The following is a 15,031-nucleotide window of genomic DNA, read 5'->3' as shown; positions in this document are numbered from 1 at the left end:
GTGGCCGACCGGGAAGGAACGGCGGGAGGACCAGGGTGAGTGGAGCCATGGGCGGAGCGGGAGGTGCCGCGGGCGGAGCGCCGGGCGCCGCGCAGGGCGGTACGCCCTACAGCGGCGTACCGCAGCCTCCGGCCGAGCACCCGGCCGCTTCCACCTCGCTGATGCCCCCCGTCGCCTCCGCCGGCCAGCCCGGCCCCGGTGGTGCGGGCTTCGCCGCGGGCGGCGGTGCGCCGGCCACCCCGCCGGCCCCCAGCACGCCGCCGTCGGCGGGCGGGTACTCGCAGCCGACGACCTACGCCAAGGGCCAGCCCACGCCGGCCCGCGGCACCCGGGTGCCCGGCGCCGCGCAGTCCGGTTCGGCCGCGCGCCGTCCGGCCGGCGGCACCGGCCCGGCCGGCGCCGCCGGTGCCCGCATCCGCAAGGCCCGGCTGCGGGTGATCAAGGCCGACCCGTGGTCGGTCATGAAGGTCAGCTTCCTGCTGTCGCTGGCCGTCGGCGTGGTCATCATCGTCGCCTCCGCGCTGCTGTGGATCGTCCTCAACGCGCTCGGCGTCTTCGACTCGCTGACCAGCACCCTGAAGGACGTGACCGGCTCGGACACCTCCGGCGGCTTCGACCTGATGGAGTACATCGGCTTCGGCCGGGTGATGATCTTCACGACGCTGATCGCCGTCATCGACGTCGTGCTGATGACCGCGCTCGCGACCCTCTCGGCGTTCATCTACAACACCGCGGCCGGTTTCACCGGCGGTGTCGAGCTGACCCTCGCCGAAGAGGACTGAGCGCCCCCGAAGGATCTCTGACATCCGGTCAGTTCCCGGGAACAAGGCGGGCCCCGACAGCTGTTGCAGCTGTCGGGGCCCGCTGGCATCCGGGTGACAGCGCCACCGCCCCGGCGTGCCGGACGGCCCTGCGGCCCCGGGCGGCGGTTGGCTGTGGCGGTGCCGGGGGCGCCCGGACTGTCCGGTATGGCTGCTCGGAGGTGTTCTGATGGCCGAGGTCGCGACGGAGCTGGTCGGTGCGGTGGAGTCACTGCTCGGCGTCCGGATCCCGGTACGCCTGACGGCCTGGGACGGCAGCACCGCCGGCCCGCCCGGCGCCCCCGGCATCGTGCTGCGCAACCGGCGCGCCCTGCGCCGCCTGCTCTGGCACCCCGACGAGCTCGGCCTCGCCCGCGCCTACGTCTCCGGCGACCTCGACGTCGCGCCGGACACCGACCTGTACGAGGTGCTCTCCGCCGTCGGCCGGTTCTCCGACCGCACCGACGTCCACCGGCCGGGCCTCGGCGACGTCCTCGGGGTCCCCGGCCGGCGCGCCCTGCGGACGGTCCTCGGGGCGGGCGCGGTGGGCCCGCAGCCCGCTCCCCCGCCGGAGGAGGTCCCCAGGGGCCGTGGGCGGGCCCACAGCCGCCGCCGGGACCGCGACGCCATCAGCCACCACTACGACGTCGGCAACGACTTCTACGGCCTCGTCCTCGGGCCCAGCATGGTCTACTCGTGCGCCTACTGGACGCCGGAGGCGAAGAGCCTGGAGGCGGCCCAGGAGGCTAAGCTCGACCTGATCTGCCGCAAGCTCGGGCTGCGGCCCGGCCAGCGGCTGCTCGACGTGGGCTGCGGCTGGGGCTCCCTGCTGCTGCACGCCGTCCGGAACTACGGGGTCACCGCCGTCGGCGTCTCCATCTCCGCCGAGCAGGTGGACCTCGCCCGCCGCCGGGTGGCCGACGCAGGCCTGTCCGACCGGATCGAGGTCCGGCTGCAGGACTACCGGGAGATCCCCGACGGCCCCTTCGACGCCATCTCCAGCGTCGGCATGGCCGAGCACGTCGGCGCCGTCCAGTACCTCACCTACGCCCGCGGCCTGTACGGGCTGCTCGCCCCCGGCGGCCGGCTGCTCAACCACCAGATCTCCCGCCGCCCCGACCGCCCCGGCGAGCCGTACGAGCCGAGTCCCTTCATCAACCGGTACGTCTTCCCCGACGGGGAGCTCGCCCCGGTGGGCAGCACCGTCTCCCTGCTGGAGGAGGCCGGCTTCGAGGTCCGGGACGTCGAGTCGCTGCGGGAGCACTACGCGCTGACCCTGCGCGAGTGGGTGGCCAACCTGGAGGCGCACTGGCAGACCGCCGCCCAGCTGGCCGGCCGCGGGCGTGCCCGGGTGTGGCGGCTGTACATGGCCGCCTCGGCCGTCGCCTTCGAGGAGAACCGCATCGGCATCAACCAGGTGCTCGCCGTCCGCGCCACCGAGGCCGGTGCCAGCGGCTTCCCCGCCACCCGCGAGCAGTGGCTCGCGGGGGCCGACCACACCTCCGACCGGCCCCGATCGGAGCAGCACGCCGATACGGATTTGGGAGATCGGCCGTCGGTCCGCTAATCTTTCAGTGCGGCAAGGGGCTATAGCTCAGACGGTTAGAGCGCTTCCCTGATAAGGAAGAGGCCACAGGTTCAAGTCCTGTTAGCCCCACCTGCACGAAGGGCCCGGATGATTCGTCATCCGGGCCCTTCGCTTTGCCCGTTGCCGTGACCGCCCCCGCCAACTGCGGCTCGGCGTGACGCCGGGCACCCGCTGCTCGTTGGACCGGGTGCGCGGAGGCACCTTGGGGTTGGGCGACTCGAAACTGCTGTGAAGTCGGGGATAGCCGGGCGACAGAACCGGTCATGGGATCCGTGGACGTGATGCGACCTCCGCTCCTGCTGGCGGAAGACCATGCCCCCGGCCCGGGGTGACGGGGCGGTCCACCATCCACTCCGTCCCGGAGGCATGCCCGTGTCCAGGGAAGCTGCCCTGCTCGAATCCCCGACTCTCCGCCGAAGCCTGTGCGACCGCGTAGAGGCGCTCGACCGCGTGAAGGCCCTCGTCCTGCTGCCCGACGGGCTGCACATCACGACCCGGATGGTCGCCGACTACTTCGAGGTCGGCGAGCGTGCGGTCAACGCGGTTATCCACAGGCATCGGGCCGAGCTTGTGGACAACGGACTGAAGATCGTCCGCCGGAACGCAAAAGCGCAGGTCACGCCCAGCTGCAACTTGCAGCCTAACTCGAACGGGGGATGGCGCGCGGCGCTCTATCCGCGCCGGGCGGTGCTCAACGTGGCCATGCTGCTGCGCGACAGCGAGGTCGCCCGGCGGGTGCGGTCGCAGCTGCTCGACGCCGAGGAGGCGGCGGCCGCGCCGATCGACCGGGACGCCCTCCTCACCGCGGCCGAGCGGTGGGTCCTGGCCGGCGAGGTCGGCGACCGGCTCGCGGCCTGCGAGCGGATGGTGCTCGCCGACCGGGCGCTGGTGCGGGCGATGAGCGCCCGGCTCTGCGAGGCGGCCCACGACCTGCGCGAGCTCCGCGAGGACGTGGCCGAGCTGCGCCGGGGCCTCGGCCGGCTCGGCGCCGTTCGGCCGCGCAGGTGGAGTCTCGGCCGCTGACCGGGTGATTCACGTCCCTGGACCTTTCGTCCCGCGCCCGGCAGGCCGGTGCCGAGGAGCGCGGGTGCGGGACGGGAGGCGGTCGGTGTGGCGATCTTCTGGGCGATGAGCCTGCCCGGGCCGGTGTGCGCCCTGGTGGCCCTGGCCGCGGTGGACCAGCTGGCCCTGCGCGCCCGCCGGGCCGCCCGGCTCCCGTGGCGGGGAGCGGGCCGTGAGGGACAGGTCTCGGCCACCGGCTTCGAGCAGCTGCACGCCCAGTTCGCCGCCGGCAGGCAGCACGAGCTGAAGCAGTGCGCCACCACGCTGATGCTGCGCGACGAGGAGGGCGACGGCGCCCCGCCGCGCGGCGGCGTCGACCTGCAGCGCGGCACCGCGGTGCTGTCCGCCGGCCACGGTCCTGCCGGCACCCGTCGGTAACCGCCGCGTCAATCGGGCACGGGGAGCGCCGGGTTGGACGCGGTGGCGGCCCGCTCGGAAGCGGGTTACCGGTGTGTATCATCGGCCGCAGGGCGGTCTGTCGGCCCGACCGCCCGTTGATGCTCGTACATCCGATCTGCAAGAAGGACGAGGTCCCGCGGTGAAGAAGCTTCTCCTGGTCGCCCTGGTCGCCCTCGGCGGCTTCTTTGTCTACCGTCAGGTCCAGGCGGACCGCGCCGAGCAGGACCTGTGGACCGAGGCCACCGACCCGGTCCCGGCCGGTCGCTGAGGCGCTGGACGATCTTCGTCGGTCCCGGTCCGGCCCGTCCGGCCGGGGCCGCTGTCGGCGGCTCGCTCAAGATTTCCGTCGGGAGCGGGTACGCTAGTGCGCAGTGCACGTCCTCGTGCGCTGCTGCTGGGGCTTTAGCTCAGTTGGTAGAGCGCTGTCTTTGCATGGCAGATGTCAGGAGTTCGAATCTCCTAAGCTCCACACACGGATCGGCCGCTGACCTGGAATCAGGTCGGCGGCCGATCGTCGTTTCCGGAGCCGGCGGGCCGTGTCCCCGGGGATCCGCCCGGAGCGCCCGCGGGGTCAGTGCGGCTTGCGCGGGTCGTGCGGCTTGGGCCGCTCGGCGTCCGGCTTGCCGTTCGCCGGCGGGGTGGGCTCGGGGGCGGCGTCCCCGCCCTGCTGCTCGTCGTGCGGGACGGAGCCGTTGACCGGGGCGTCCGCCGGGGCCGGTGCCGCAGCGGTGCCCGCGCCGGTCGCCGGCCGGTCGGAGGCGTGCGAGCCGGTGCCGTTGTGCGCGCCCGCCGGCGGCTCGACCAGCCACTCCGGGTTGTTCTGCTTGCGCCACCACTGCCAGGCGCAGACGCCGGCACCGATGGCGACGACGCCGCCCACCGCGAGGCCGGTCGCCCAGCCGTTGCGGTTCTCCTTCTTGAGGTTCTTGGCGGCCAGCTCGCTGATCTCGGCGGCGGTCACGTGGCCCTGCAGCGCGGTGAGCGCCGCGGCGCCGCGGACCTGGGCCTCCTGGGCGACCGGGACGACGGTGGCCCTGGCGCCGGTGTACGCGTCGGTGACCTTGGGGCCGAGCGTCGTCCGCGCCTGCTCCGCCGCCCTGCCCGCGTTGATCTTGGCGGCCAGTGCCGCCTCCTGGGCGCGGTGGACGGCCTTCAGGGTGTTCTGCTGCGCGCCCGGGGGCAGCGAGAGGAAGGCGTGCTCCAGTTGCGGAGCGACGTGCTTGGCGTACTGGACGCGGGCCGCCTGGGCGGCCTGGGTGGCACTGCTGCGGGCCTGTGCACCGGCTGCCGCGGCCTTGGGCCCGAACGCCTCCACGGCCGGGCCGAACCGCTGCTTGGCCTCGTCCGCGTAGTGGAGTGCGGCGTCCTTGGCGGTGGCGGCATAGGCAGCGGCGGCCTCCTTGCTCCAGCCGGCGTTCTCGCGCGCTGAATCCATGCGGGTCACGGGCTTCTCCTCCTCGGTGGCGTCCGGTATGCACATTTCCACCTCTTTCGAGATCATGCATCCCGTTCTGGAGAGGGGCACGCCGGGCTGGGCCGTCCGCGGGGCCCGTGGGATGATTCCGGGGTCGACGGACCGGAGCGAGCCGGAGCGACGCGGAGCGAAGGAGCGGTCGTGGCCCACGTGCGCACGGCGACCCTGAGGACGAACCGGGGCGACATCGTGGTCGACCTCTTCCCCTTCCACGCCCCGAGGACGGTGGCGAACTTCGTCGAGCTGGCCGAGGGCACCCGGGAGTGGGCGGACCCGGCCACCGGGGAGAAGGAGGCGAAGCCGCTCTACGACGGCACCGCCTTCCACCGGGTGATCGACGGCTTCATGATCCAGGGCGGCGACCCGCTGGGCGACGGCACCGGCGGCCCCGGCTACGCGTTCGCCGACGAGTTCCACCCGGAGCTCGCCTTCACCAAGCCGTTCCTGCTGGCGATGGCCAACGCCGGGCCGGGCACCAACGGCTCGCAGTTCTTCATCACGGTCGCGCCGGCCACCCGGCTGACCCGCAAGCACACGATCTTCGGCGAGGTGACCGACCCGGCCGCCCGGGAGGTCGTGAAGCGGATCGCCGCGGTGGCGACGGACGGCGACGACCGTCCGCTGCAGCCCGTGGTGATCGAGTCGGTGGAGATCACCCGGCGCTGAGCCGCCGGCAGTAGCCTGGACGGTCCCGGTGGTGCCCGCGGAGGGCGGCCGCCGGGACCACCCACGAGGAGGGAACCCCGGATGCTCCCGGACGAGCCCGTACGTCCGCAGCCGGAGGGCCCGGCGCCGCTGCCGGGCTGCTACCGGCACCCCGATCGGGAGACCGGGGTGGGCTGCTCGCGCTGCGGCCGGCCGATCTGCCCGGAGTGCATGGTGAGCGCCTCGGTGGGGTTCCACTGCCCCGACTGCGTACGCGGCGAGGCGGCACGGCAGCGGCCGGCCAGGACGCTGTTCGGCGGGCTCCCGACGGCCGACGGCGCGCTGGTCACCAAGCTGCTGATCGCGGTCAACGTGCTGGTCTTCCTGCTGACGGAGTACCTGAGCCCGGAGTGGGGCGTCCGGCTGGCGATGCTCAGCGGGACGCACGCCGGGGCCTTCCCGGTGCGCTTCGGCGTCGCTGAGGGCCCCTCGGAGTGGTACCGGCTGGCCACCGCGGTCTTCGTGCACTCGGGGCCGTTCCACATCCTGATGAACATGGTCTCGCTCTGGGTGCTCGGGCCGCAGTTGGAGCGGGTGCTGGGGCGGGCGCGCTACCTGGCGCTGTACCTGCTCTCCGGCCTGGCGGGGAACGCCTTCGCGTACGTGGTGACCGGGGGCAACGTCTTCTCGGTGGGCGCGTCCGGGGCGATCTTCGGACTGCTGGGCGCCACCGCGGTGCTGTTCCGGGTGACCCGGACGCCGCTCGCGCCGGTGATCGCCCTGCTGGTGTTCAACCTGGTGATCACCTTCTCGGTGTCGGCGATCGACTGGCGGGCGCACATCGGCGGGCTGATCGCCGGCGCGGTCACCGGCGCGGGGCTGATGTACGCGCCGCGGGCCCGCCGGAACCTCGTCCAGGGCCTGACCGTGGCCGGTGTGCTGGCCGCGGTGGTCCTGATGGTCGTGGTGGAATCGGCCCGGCTGGGGGCCTGAGGACGGCCGCTCCGCGGGTCGTTGTCCACAGCGCGCGGCGGGTTGTGCACAGCTCGTTCCACCACCGCTGTGCACACGCCGTGTCTACGCGCGTCCCCCTCGGCGAATTCACCGTTCCGCGGAATGCCCGCAGCGGGCGGACGGTGAAACACGAGCGGGTTATCCACAGGTCGGGGCGAGTTTTCCCCAGTGTGGATAACCGTGTGGATAAACGTACGATCGCCCGGACGGCGGGCAGCGAAACGCCGCCCCGGGCGAGCCGGGGCGGCGGAAGGCGGGACGGACCGGCCGCGCCGCTACTTCCACTGCGTGGAGACGCCGAATCCCGCCGCGATGAAGCCGAAGCCGACCAGGATGTTCCAGTTGCCCCAGCCGCCGACCGGCCAGTCGCCGCTCGTCACGTAGTAGGTGACGATCCAGACCAGGCCGATGAGGAAGAACGCCAGCATCAGCGGGGCGACCCAGCCGCGGCCGGAGCTGATCTTCACGGCGGTGGTGGCCGGCGGCGTGTAGTCGGCCTTCTTCCGGACTCGGGACTTCGGCACGAGGATCTCTCCTGTCGATGCGCTGTGACCGCGCGGTGTGCAGCGGAGCGGGGCGGCTGTGGGAGCCGGTCCGTACGGGAGACGTGCTCCGCACATGCCACCGGCGTCCGTTAGCGTAGTGGTTCGCCGGGTCTGAAGGAGATAAGGGTACGGTGCCTAATTCCATGATTCCCCCTTCTCCGGCAGTTCGCCGCCCCTCGCGCATCCGAATTGTCGGCCGTGCCCTGACCTGCGCCGTTTTCGCGCTGGCCGGTCTGCTCTTCTACATCAGCGCCCGGACCGCCCAGGGCACCGACCTGCGGACCGACGACTCCCTGCTGCGGCTCAGCGACGTCATACAGCAGCGCAGCACCCAGAACCAGCAGATCCAGGCGCAGATCGGCGGCCTGCACGACCAGGTCGACCGGCTCGCCGGCGAGCAGGGCCAGGACCCGGCCGACACCGCGCACCTGGACGCGCTGGAGCGGACGGCCGGCCTGGAGGCGCTGCGCGGCCCCGGCCTCACCGTCACCCTCAACGACGCGCCGCCCAACGCCACCGCCCGGATCCCCGGCGTGCCCGAGCCCGGCGTCAACGACCTGGTCATCCACCAGCAGGACATCCAGGCCGTGGTGAACGCCCTCTGGCGGGGCGGTGCCGAGGGCATCCAGGTCATGGACCAGCGGCTGATCGCCACCAGCGCGGTGCGCTGCGTCGGCAACACCCTGCTGCTGCAGGGCCGGGTCTACTCCCCGCCGTACGTGATCAAGGCGGTCGGCCGGACGGACACGCTGCGCTCCGCGGTGGACGCCGACCCGACGATCCGGAACTACCTGCAGTACGTCGCCGCGTACGGGCTCGGCTGGAAGGTCCAGGAGGGCGGCGACCTCACCGTCCCCGGCTACCAGGGCTCGGTGGATCTCTCCGCCCAGGACGCTCGTTAGGGGTGTGGAAGACCGACGGACGGCGTGCCCCGGCGGTACGGCGTCTAATCTGGTCTCCGGACCCGACCCGAGGAGCTCGATGTACGGCTGGCTCTGGCGCCACCTGCCGGGGAACACCCCGGTCCGCGCGATCATCTCGCTGCTGCTCGTCCTCGGGGCGGTCTACGTCCTGTTCCAGTACGTCTTCCCGTGGGCCGAACCGCTGCTGCCCTTCGGCGACGTCACGGTGGAGAACGGCACCGGCTGACCGGCCGCCGCTCCCCCGTCCTTGCCCGATCCGCACCCCGGACCCACCCCAGGAGAAGCACGCATGAGCTCCGCAGGCTCGCCCCGGATCCTCGTGGTCGACAACTACGACAGCTTCGTCTTCAACCTCGTCCAGTACCTGTACCAGCTGGGCGCCACCTGCGAGGTGGTGCGCAACGACGAGGTGACCGTGGAGCACGCCGTGCGCCGCGCCGGGGACGAGGGCTTCGACGGGGTCCTGCTCTCCCCCGGCCCCGGCACCCCGGAGGAGGCCGGCGTCTGCGTCGAGATGGTGCACCACTGCGCCGCGACCGGCCTGCCGGTGTTCGGGGTCTGCCTCGGCCTGCAGTCGATCGCCGTCGCCTACGGCGCCGTGGTGGACCGCGCGCCCGAGCTGCTGCACGGCAAGACCTCGCTGGTGGAGCACGAGGACGGCGGCGTCTTCGAGGGTCTGCCCTCGCCGATGACCGCCACCCGCTACCACTCGCTGGCGGTCGAGCCCGGCACCGTGCCGGACGCCCTGGTGGTGACGGCGCGGACGGAGAGCGGCGTGATCATGGGCCTGCGCCACCGCGAGCTGCCGGTCGAGGGCGTCCAGTTCCACCCCGAGTCGGTGCTGACCGAGGGCGGCCACCGGATGCTCGCCAACTGGCTCGCCGAGTGCGGATTCGCGGACGCGGTCGGACGCTCCCGCGGGCTCGCCCCGGTCATCGGCCGGAGCTGACGCGATGACCGCCGTACGCCCGGAGGGGGGCACGCAGCCGGGCCGGGGGGCCGACGACTGGGGCGTGTACGAGGCCGCCCCGCAGCAGCCGACCCCGCAGCAGCCGGCCCCGCAGCCGTCCGCGCCCCACCGGGGCGGGGCGCCGGGCGGGCAGGAGGCCGGCTGGCAGCTCGACGACCGGACGATGCAGCTGCGGACCGTCCCCGAGGCCGCCGCACCCGCCGCGCCCGCGCCGACGGCCGCCCCGGAGGGCCGCGCCGAGCGCCGCCGCGCCGCCGCGAGCGGGCTGGGCGCCCCCGGCACCGGCCGCCGCCGGGCCCAGGGCCGCTCGGCCCCCGCCCGGCCGCGGCCCCCGGAGAAGAAGCGGGTCGTCCTCGCCCGCGCGCTCGGCGAGGGCTTCATCACCCTCGGCCTGGTGATGCTGCTCTTCGTCGCCTACCAGCTGTGGTGGACCAACGTGCAGGCCGACGCCTCGGCGAACGCCGCCGGGGACCGGCTGGAACAGCAGTGGAACAGCGCGCCGCAGCCCACCGGTTCCGCCAAGCCGGGGGCGACCCTTGCCGGGCAGTTCGAGCCCGGCAAGGGCTTCGCGCTGCTCTACATCCCCAAGCTGGGCCTCAAGTACCCGATCGCCGAGGGCACCCAGAAGCAGCAGGTGCTCGACAAGGGCCTGGTCGGCCACTACACCGGCACCGCGATGCCGGCGGACAGGACCGGCAACTTCGCGATCGCCGCGCACCGCACGACGCACGGTCAGCCCTTCCGCAAGATCGGCCAGTTGGCTCCCGGCGACAAGATCGTGGTGGAGACCGCCATCGCCTTCTACACCTACGAGGTGGCCGGCGGCATCCCCGAGACGCCGCCGACCAACGTGACGGTCATTCAGTCCGTTCCCAAGGGCTCGCCGTTCACCCAACCGGGTCGTTACATCACCCTGACGACGTGTACACCCGAGTTCAGTGCCCGCGGACGCCTGATCGTGTTCGGGAAGATGCTGGAGGAACGGCCGAGGAGCCAGGGCAAGCCCGCCGCGCTCACCGGCTGATCCCGCACCCCGGGAGGTCCCGCCGTGAGTCCTGTGTCCGTCGGCCGTCGGATCGGGGCGGCGGCCGGAGCCGCGGGCGAGCTGATGATCACACTCGGTGTGGTGATCGCCCTGTTCGCGGTGTACTCGGTCTGGTGGACCGACCTGGTCGCGGACCGGCAGGCCGGGCGGCAGGCGGCCCGGCTGCGCGCCGGGTGGAACGCCCCGCCGCCCGCCGGGGGACGGGCCCGGGCCGCAGGTGCGGTGGGCTTCCTGCACGTCCCCGCGCTCGGCCGCGGCAACGAGGTGCTGATCCGGCCCGGCACCGGCGCCGACGTCCTGGACACCGGGGTGGCCGGGCTCTACGAGGAGCCGTACCGCTCCGCGATGCCCTGGGACCCGGTCGGCAACGTGACCCTGGCCGCGCACCGGGACGGGCACGGCGCCCGCTTCCACGACCTGGACCGGCTCGGCCCCGGCGACCCGGTGGTGATCGAGACCGACGACCACTGGTACGTCTACCGGGTCGACGGCGTGCTGCCGGAGACCTCCCCGGACGACACCGGCGTCATCGCCCCCGTCCCCGAACGCTCGCCGTACACCCGGCCCGGCCGCTACCTCACCCTGACCACCTGCACGCCGGTGTACACCTCGCTGTACCGGCTGGTGGTGTGGGGGAGTCTGCAGCGGGTCGACCCGGTGGACGCCAGGCGCACCCCGCCGCCCGAGCTGACGGGCTGAGAGCGCCGCTGCGGCGGCCGCGGGAACGCGGAAGGGGCCGCGCGGTGTGCGCGGCCCCTTCCGTTCGACGTCGGCCCGTCAGTTGCCCGTGGGCAGTCCGTCGCCCGGCCGGGTGGTCAGACGGATGACCGTGCCCGCGTCGACCGGGGTGCCGGACGGCGGGTCGCTGGTCGTCACGATCGCGTTGTCGTCCTGCGGCCCGCCGATGACCTGCGGCTGCAGACCCTTCTGGGTCAGCAGCGCGAACGCCTGCTTGTAGGTCTTGCCCACGAGGATCGGCACCGAGGGCTTGTCCGCCATCTTGCCGACCGTGATGGTGACCTGGGCGTTCTTCTTCAGCTGGCCGCTCTTCGGGTTCTGGTCCAGGACGACGTCCACCTGGGCCGGGTCGGTCACCGGCTGGGTGGAGACCTTGACCGACAGACCGGCGTCGGAGATCGCCTGGCTGGCCGCGTCCTTGGTCTGGCCGATCACGCTCGGCACCGCGACCTTGCCGGCACCGCCGGAGATGGTCAGGGTGATCTGCGTGCCCGCCGCGGCCTTGCCGTTCGGGCTGTACGAGATGACCTTGTCCTGGGCGACCGAGTCGTCGTTCTTGATCTCGGTCTTCACCGTGAAGCCCTTGCCCGTCAGCGTCGTGGTCGCCGCGTCCACCGACTGGCCGGTGACGTCCGGGATGTCCGTCTCCACCGGGCCGGAGGACAGGTGCACCTTGATCGGCGTGCTGATGTCGATCTGCGAGTTGGCGACCGGCTCCTGGGTGCAGACCTGATCCTTCTGGATCTTCGCGTCCGGGCAGGCGATCGGGGTGCTCTGCTGCACCTGCAGCTTCTCGTTCTGCGTCTTCGCCTTCGCCTGCGCGTCGGCGAGGCTCAGGCCGACCAGGTTCGGCGCGGTCGTCTTGCCGCCGCCGCCACCGCTGTTCAGCATCGCCTGCACGACGAAGAACGCACCCACCAGCACCAGCACGGCCGCGACGGCCAGCACGATCCAGGAGGTGTTGTTCTTCTTCTGCTGGCTCTGCCGGCGGCTGCTGCGGCTGTAGCCGTCGTCGTCCTCGTAGCCGCCCTGGCCGCCGGAGCCGCCGTAGCCGTCGCCCTGCGCCTGGGGCGGGTAGCCGTAGCCGGACTGCTGGGAGCCGACCTGCGGCAGCATCGTCGTCGGGCCGGCCGCGCCCTGCTGCGGCAGCAGGTTGGTCTGGCCGTACGGGTCGTACTGCGCGCCGCCGCCCTGGTCGTAGCCGTAGCCGGCGCCGCCCATGCCGTACGCGGCGGCCTGCTGGGCCGCGGCCACCGGCAGGCCGTCGAGGAAGCGCTCGATGTCGTCGCGCATCTCGTCGGCGCTCTGGTAGCGGTAGTCCCGCTCCTTGGCGAGCGCCTTCAGCACGATCGCGTCGACCTCGGGGCGGACCTCGGGGTCGAAGGCGGACGGCGGCTGGGCCTCCTCCCGCACGTGCTGGTAGGCCACCGCCACCGGCGAGTCGCCGACGAACGGCGGACGCACGGTCAGCAGCTCGTACAGCAGGCAGCCGGTGGAGTACAGGTCGGAGCGGGCGTCGACGGTCTCGCCCTTGGCCTGCTCGGGGGAGAGGTACTGGGCCGTGCCGATGACCGCCGAGGTCTGCGTCATCGTCATGCCGGCGTCGCCCATCGCGCGGGCGATGCCGAAGTCCATCACCTTGACGTTGCCCTGACGGGTCAGCATCACGTTGGCGGGCTTGATGTCGCGGTGCACGATGCCGGCACGGTGCGAGTACTCCAGCGCCTGCAGGATGCCGATGGTCATCTCCAGCGCGCGCTCCGGCAGCAGCCGGCGGCCGGAGTGCAGCAGCTCGCGCAGGGTCGAGCCCTCGACGTACTCCATCACGATGTACGGGATGGAGATGCCGTCGATGTAGTCCTCGCCGGTGTCGTACACGGCGACGATCGCGGGGTGGTTCAGGGAGGCCGCGGACTGCGCCTCGCGGCGGAAGCGCGCCTGGAACGAGGGGTCGCGTGCCATGTCCGCGCGGAGGGTCTTCACGGCGACCGTGCGGCCGAGCCGGGTGTCATGGGCCAGGTAGACCTCGGCCATGCCGCCGCGTCCGAGGACGCCGCCGAGCTCGTACCTGCCGCCGAGGCGACGAGGCTCTTCCATAGTTCCGACCCTCTCCCTCACCGGGTGGTGAGGATGTGACGTAGGTGTCCCCGCACGCACTGTTGGACGCTGGCCGCCGCCACATCGGTTCTGTGACGTCGGCCGCCCCGGCCGGAGCCGTGGCTCAGCAGTGGGTACACCCGCTGCTGGCGGATACGCTACCGGGCGAACCCGTGGCAACCCGAACAGCCTGCCAGCTGAGACCAGACCGGTATGCACCGGAACGGTCGTACTGTGACGATTCCCTCAGGTCGGAGCCCGCCGCTACTTGCCCTGCACCACCGCCTGCATGATGCTCTTCGCGATCGGCGCCGCGATCGAACCGCCGCTGATCTCGTTCCGGTCGCTGTCGCCGTCCTCGACCACGACCGCCACCGCGACCTGCTTGCCGTCCGCGCCCTTGGCGTAGGACATGAACCAGGCGAACGGCAGGCCGCTGTTGTCCTGGCCGTGCTGGGCGGTGCCGGTCTTGCCGCCGACCGTGACCCCGTCGATCTTGGCCTTGGTGCCGGTGCCGTTCTGCACCACCGACTCCATCAGCTGCTGCAGCTTCTGGGCGGTGGTCGCCGAGACCGCCTGGCTCATGACCTTCTCGGAGTGCTTGGAGACCACCGCGAGGGTGCTGGACCGCTCCTGGTCGACCAGGTACGGCTCCATCAGCGTGCCGTTGTTGGCGATCGCCGAGGCGACCATCGCCATCTGCAGCGGGGTGGCCCGGGTGTCGTGCTGGCCGATGGCGTCCATCGCGGTGCCGTCCGGCGAGGAGTTCGACGGGAACACGCTGGCGGAGGCCCGGATCGGCACGTCCACCTTGGCGTTGTTGAAGCCGAACTTCTCCGCCTGCGCCCGGAGCTTCTGCCCGCCCACCTCCGAGCCGATCTTGCCGAAGACGGTGTTGCAGGACAGGTCCATGGCGTCCTGCAGCGTGGCGTTGGTGCAGGGCTCGGTCTTGCTGGCGTTCTTCAGCTCGGTCTTGGTGCCCGGCAGGAAGAACTGCTCCGGGGTGTCGGTCTTGTCGCTCGGGTTCTGGAACTTCCCGTCCTCGAACGCGGCGGCGGCGGTGACCAGCTTGAAGGTCGAGCCCGGCGGGTAGGTCTCGCGCAGCGCCCGGTTCAGCAGCGGCTTGTTCGGGTCCGCGTTGACGGCCGTCCACGCGTCCTGGTCCGCCTTCGAGCTGCCGGAGAACTTGCTCGGGTCGTAGGACGGGGTGGAGACCAGGGCCAGGATCGCGCCGGTGCGCGGGTCGAGGGCGACGGCCGCGCCCTTCTTGTTGCCGAGACCCTCGAAGGCGGCCTTCTGGGCCTTGGCGTCGATCGTGGTGACGACGTCGCCGCCCTTCTTGTCGTCACCGGTCAGCATGTCGAGGGTGTTTCGGAAGAACAGCCGCGAGTCGGTGCCGGCCAGGATGCCGTCCTCCAGCGACTCCAGCTGGCTGGTGCCGTAGGACTGCGAGGAGTAGCCGGTGACCTGGGCGTACATCGGGCCGTCGATCCAGCTGCGCTTGTACTTGTAGCGCAGGCCGTTGACGAAGTCCGAGTTGGTGACCGGCTGGCCGCCCACGATGATGTTGCCGCGCGGGTAGGCGTACCGGTCGTACTTGTTGCGGTCGTTGTTCTTGTTGGTCGCCCAGGCGTGCGCCTGGACGCCCTGCACCCAGTTGGTGCGCACCATCAGGGCGAGGACGAGGATCAGGCAGAAGACCGAGACCCGGCGGATGGGCTTGTTCACGTG

General features: G+C 72.3%; 16 protein-coding genes and 2 tRNA genes. 14 read left to right on the top strand and 4 right to left on the bottom strand.

What is annotated here, in order from left to right:
- Nucleotides 1-47 precede the first annotated feature (47 nt).
- The 7 genes from IE98_RS0118020 to IE98_RS0117990 all read left to right on the top strand — a co-directional run bounded on the left by IE98_RS0118020 (nt 48) and on the right by IE98_RS0117990 (nt 4,318).
- The gene (locus IE98_RS0118020) at nt 48-782 is read left to right on the top strand and encodes a DUF3566 domain-containing protein (RefSeq protein ID WP_078661100.1); all 735 of its coding nucleotides are present in this window, start codon (nt 48-50) and stop codon (nt 780-782) included.
- A gap of 208 nt (nt 783-990) precedes the next feature.
- Complete coding sequence (locus tag IE98_RS0118015; RefSeq protein WP_030270104.1) at nt 991-2,367, top strand: SAM-dependent methyltransferase; 1,377 nt, start codon at nt 991-993, stop codon at nt 2,365-2,367.
- A gap of 16 nt (nt 2,368-2,383) precedes the next feature.
- Nucleotides 2,384-2,457: transfer RNA gene (locus IE98_RS0118010), tRNA-Ile, on the top strand.
- 303 nt (nt 2,458-2,760) lie between these two features.
- Entirely contained in the window at nt 2,761-3,411 is a 651-nt protein-coding gene (locus tag IE98_RS0118005) for a hypothetical protein (protein WP_106976613.1), read from the top strand.
- 87 nt (nt 3,412-3,498) lie between these two features.
- On the top strand, nt 3,499-3,828 hold the full coding sequence (locus IE98_RS0118000) for a DUF6191 domain-containing protein (protein ID WP_234443580.1): 330 nt from the start codon (nt 3,499-3,501) through the stop codon (nt 3,826-3,828).
- Nucleotides 3,829-3,988: 160 nt separating this feature from the next.
- The gene (locus tag IE98_RS50865; protein WP_014137031.1) at nt 3,989-4,117 is read left to right on the top strand and encodes a DLW-39 family protein; all 129 of its coding nucleotides are present in this window, start codon (nt 3,989-3,991) and stop codon (nt 4,115-4,117) included.
- Between the two features lie 128 nt (nt 4,118-4,245).
- Nucleotides 4,246-4,318 (top strand) — tRNA-Ala (locus tag IE98_RS0117990).
- Nucleotides 4,319-4,420: 102 nt separating this feature from the next.
- Here the strand turns inward: IE98_RS0117990 and IE98_RS0117985 are convergent.
- On the bottom strand, nt 4,421-5,329 hold the full coding sequence (locus tag IE98_RS0117985; RefSeq protein ID WP_052390646.1) for a DUF5324 family protein: 909 nt from the start codon (nt 5,327-5,329) through the stop codon (nt 4,421-4,423).
- 135 nt (nt 5,330-5,464) lie between these two features.
- On the opposite strand from IE98_RS0117985, the gene IE98_RS0117980 reads away from it, so the two are divergent.
- Both IE98_RS0117980 and IE98_RS0117975 read left to right on the top strand, forming a co-directional pair.
- A complete protein-coding gene (locus IE98_RS0117980; RefSeq protein WP_030270097.1) occupies nt 5,465-5,989 on the top strand; it encodes a peptidylprolyl isomerase in 525 nt (174 codons plus the stop codon).
- A gap of 81 nt (nt 5,990-6,070) precedes the next feature.
- On the top strand, nt 6,071-6,961 hold the full coding sequence (locus IE98_RS0117975) for a rhomboid family intramembrane serine protease (RefSeq protein WP_043174440.1): 891 nt from the start codon (nt 6,071-6,073) through the stop codon (nt 6,959-6,961).
- Between the two features lie 296 nt (nt 6,962-7,257).
- On the opposite strand, the gene crgA is transcribed toward IE98_RS0117975, so the two are convergent.
- The gene (gene crgA, locus IE98_RS0117970; RefSeq protein ID WP_030270093.1) at nt 7,258-7,506 is read right to left on the bottom strand and encodes a cell division protein CrgA; all 249 of its coding nucleotides are present in this window, start codon (nt 7,504-7,506) and stop codon (nt 7,258-7,260) included.
- Between the two features lie 164 nt (nt 7,507-7,670).
- Here crgA and IE98_RS0117965 point away from each other — a divergent pair, with 164 nt between their 5' ends.
- From IE98_RS0117965 to IE98_RS0117945, 5 genes are all read left to right on the top strand, one after another.
- On the top strand, nt 7,671-8,429 hold the full coding sequence (locus IE98_RS0117965; RefSeq protein ID WP_043174437.1) for a DUF881 domain-containing protein: 759 nt from the start codon (nt 7,671-7,673) through the stop codon (nt 8,427-8,429).
- 79 nt (nt 8,430-8,508) lie between these two features.
- Complete coding sequence (locus tag IE98_RS50115) at nt 8,509-8,676, top strand: hypothetical protein (RefSeq protein ID WP_030270089.1); 168 nt, start codon at nt 8,509-8,511, stop codon at nt 8,674-8,676.
- A 63-nt stretch (nt 8,677-8,739) separates the two neighbouring features.
- Nucleotides 8,740-9,399, top strand: a complete 660-nt coding sequence (locus IE98_RS0117955) for an aminodeoxychorismate/anthranilate synthase component II (protein WP_030270086.1) — start codon at nt 8,740-8,742, stop codon at nt 9,397-9,399.
- A 4-nt stretch (nt 9,400-9,403) separates the two neighbouring features.
- A complete protein-coding gene (locus tag IE98_RS0117950) occupies nt 9,404-10,444 on the top strand; it encodes a class E sortase (RefSeq protein WP_052390645.1) in 1,041 nt (346 codons plus the stop codon).
- 24 nt (nt 10,445-10,468) lie between these two features.
- Nucleotides 10,469-11,164, top strand: a complete 696-nt coding sequence (locus IE98_RS0117945) for a class E sortase (RefSeq protein WP_234443579.1) — start codon at nt 10,469-10,471, stop codon at nt 11,162-11,164.
- Nucleotides 11,165-11,242: 78 nt separating this feature from the next.
- Here IE98_RS0117945 and pknB read toward each other — a convergent pair whose 3' ends face one another.
- Nucleotides 11,243-13,300, bottom strand: a complete 2,058-nt coding sequence (gene pknB / locus IE98_RS0117940; RefSeq protein ID WP_030270080.1) for a Stk1 family PASTA domain-containing Ser/Thr kinase — start codon at nt 13,298-13,300, stop codon at nt 11,243-11,245.
- Nucleotides 13,301-13,564: 264 nt separating this feature from the next.
- Complete coding sequence (locus IE98_RS0117935; RefSeq protein WP_030270078.1) at nt 13,565-15,028, bottom strand: peptidoglycan D,D-transpeptidase FtsI family protein; 1,464 nt, start codon at nt 15,026-15,028, stop codon at nt 13,565-13,567.
- Between the last annotated feature and the right edge of the window lie 3 nt (nt 15,029-15,031).

It is taken from the genome of Streptomyces sp. NRRL B-24484 (genome assembly GCF_000717715.1).
Taxonomy (GTDB): Bacteria; Actinomycetota; Actinomycetes; order Streptomycetales; family Streptomycetaceae; genus Kitasatospora.
This window is presented reverse-complemented; position numbering and strand designations above follow the sequence as displayed.

What these genes read in the sequence shown, in the direction of transcription:
- IE98_RS0117985 (WP_052390646.1), bottom strand. Translation starts at nt 5,329, where the DNA reads ATGTGCATACCGGACGCCACCGAGGAGGAGAAGCCCGTGACCCGCATG.
- IE98_RS0117950 (WP_052390645.1), top strand. Translation starts at nt 9,404, where the DNA reads ATGACCGCCGTACGCCCGGAGGGGGGCACGCAGCCGGGCCGGGGGGCC.
- IE98_RS0118020 (WP_078661100.1), top strand. Translation starts at nt 48, where the DNA reads ATGGGCGGAGCGGGAGGTGCCGCGGGCGGAGCGCCGGGCGCCGCGCAG.
- IE98_RS0117965 (WP_043174437.1), top strand. Translation starts at nt 7,671, where the DNA reads ATGATTCCCCCTTCTCCGGCAGTTCGCCGCCCCTCGCGCATCCGAATT.
- IE98_RS50115 (WP_030270089.1), top strand. Translation starts at nt 8,509, where the DNA reads ATGTACGGCTGGCTCTGGCGCCACCTGCCGGGGAACACCCCGGTCCGC.
- pknB (WP_030270080.1), bottom strand. Translation starts at nt 13,300, where the DNA reads ATGGAAGAGCCTCGTCGCCTCGGCGGCAGGTACGAGCTCGGCGGCGTC.
- IE98_RS0117975 (WP_043174440.1), top strand. Translation starts at nt 6,071, where the DNA reads ATGCTCCCGGACGAGCCCGTACGTCCGCAGCCGGAGGGCCCGGCGCCG.
- IE98_RS0117955 (WP_030270086.1), top strand. Translation starts at nt 8,740, where the DNA reads ATGAGCTCCGCAGGCTCGCCCCGGATCCTCGTGGTCGACAACTACGAC.
- IE98_RS0118015 (WP_030270104.1), top strand. Translation starts at nt 991, where the DNA reads ATGGCCGAGGTCGCGACGGAGCTGGTCGGTGCGGTGGAGTCACTGCTC.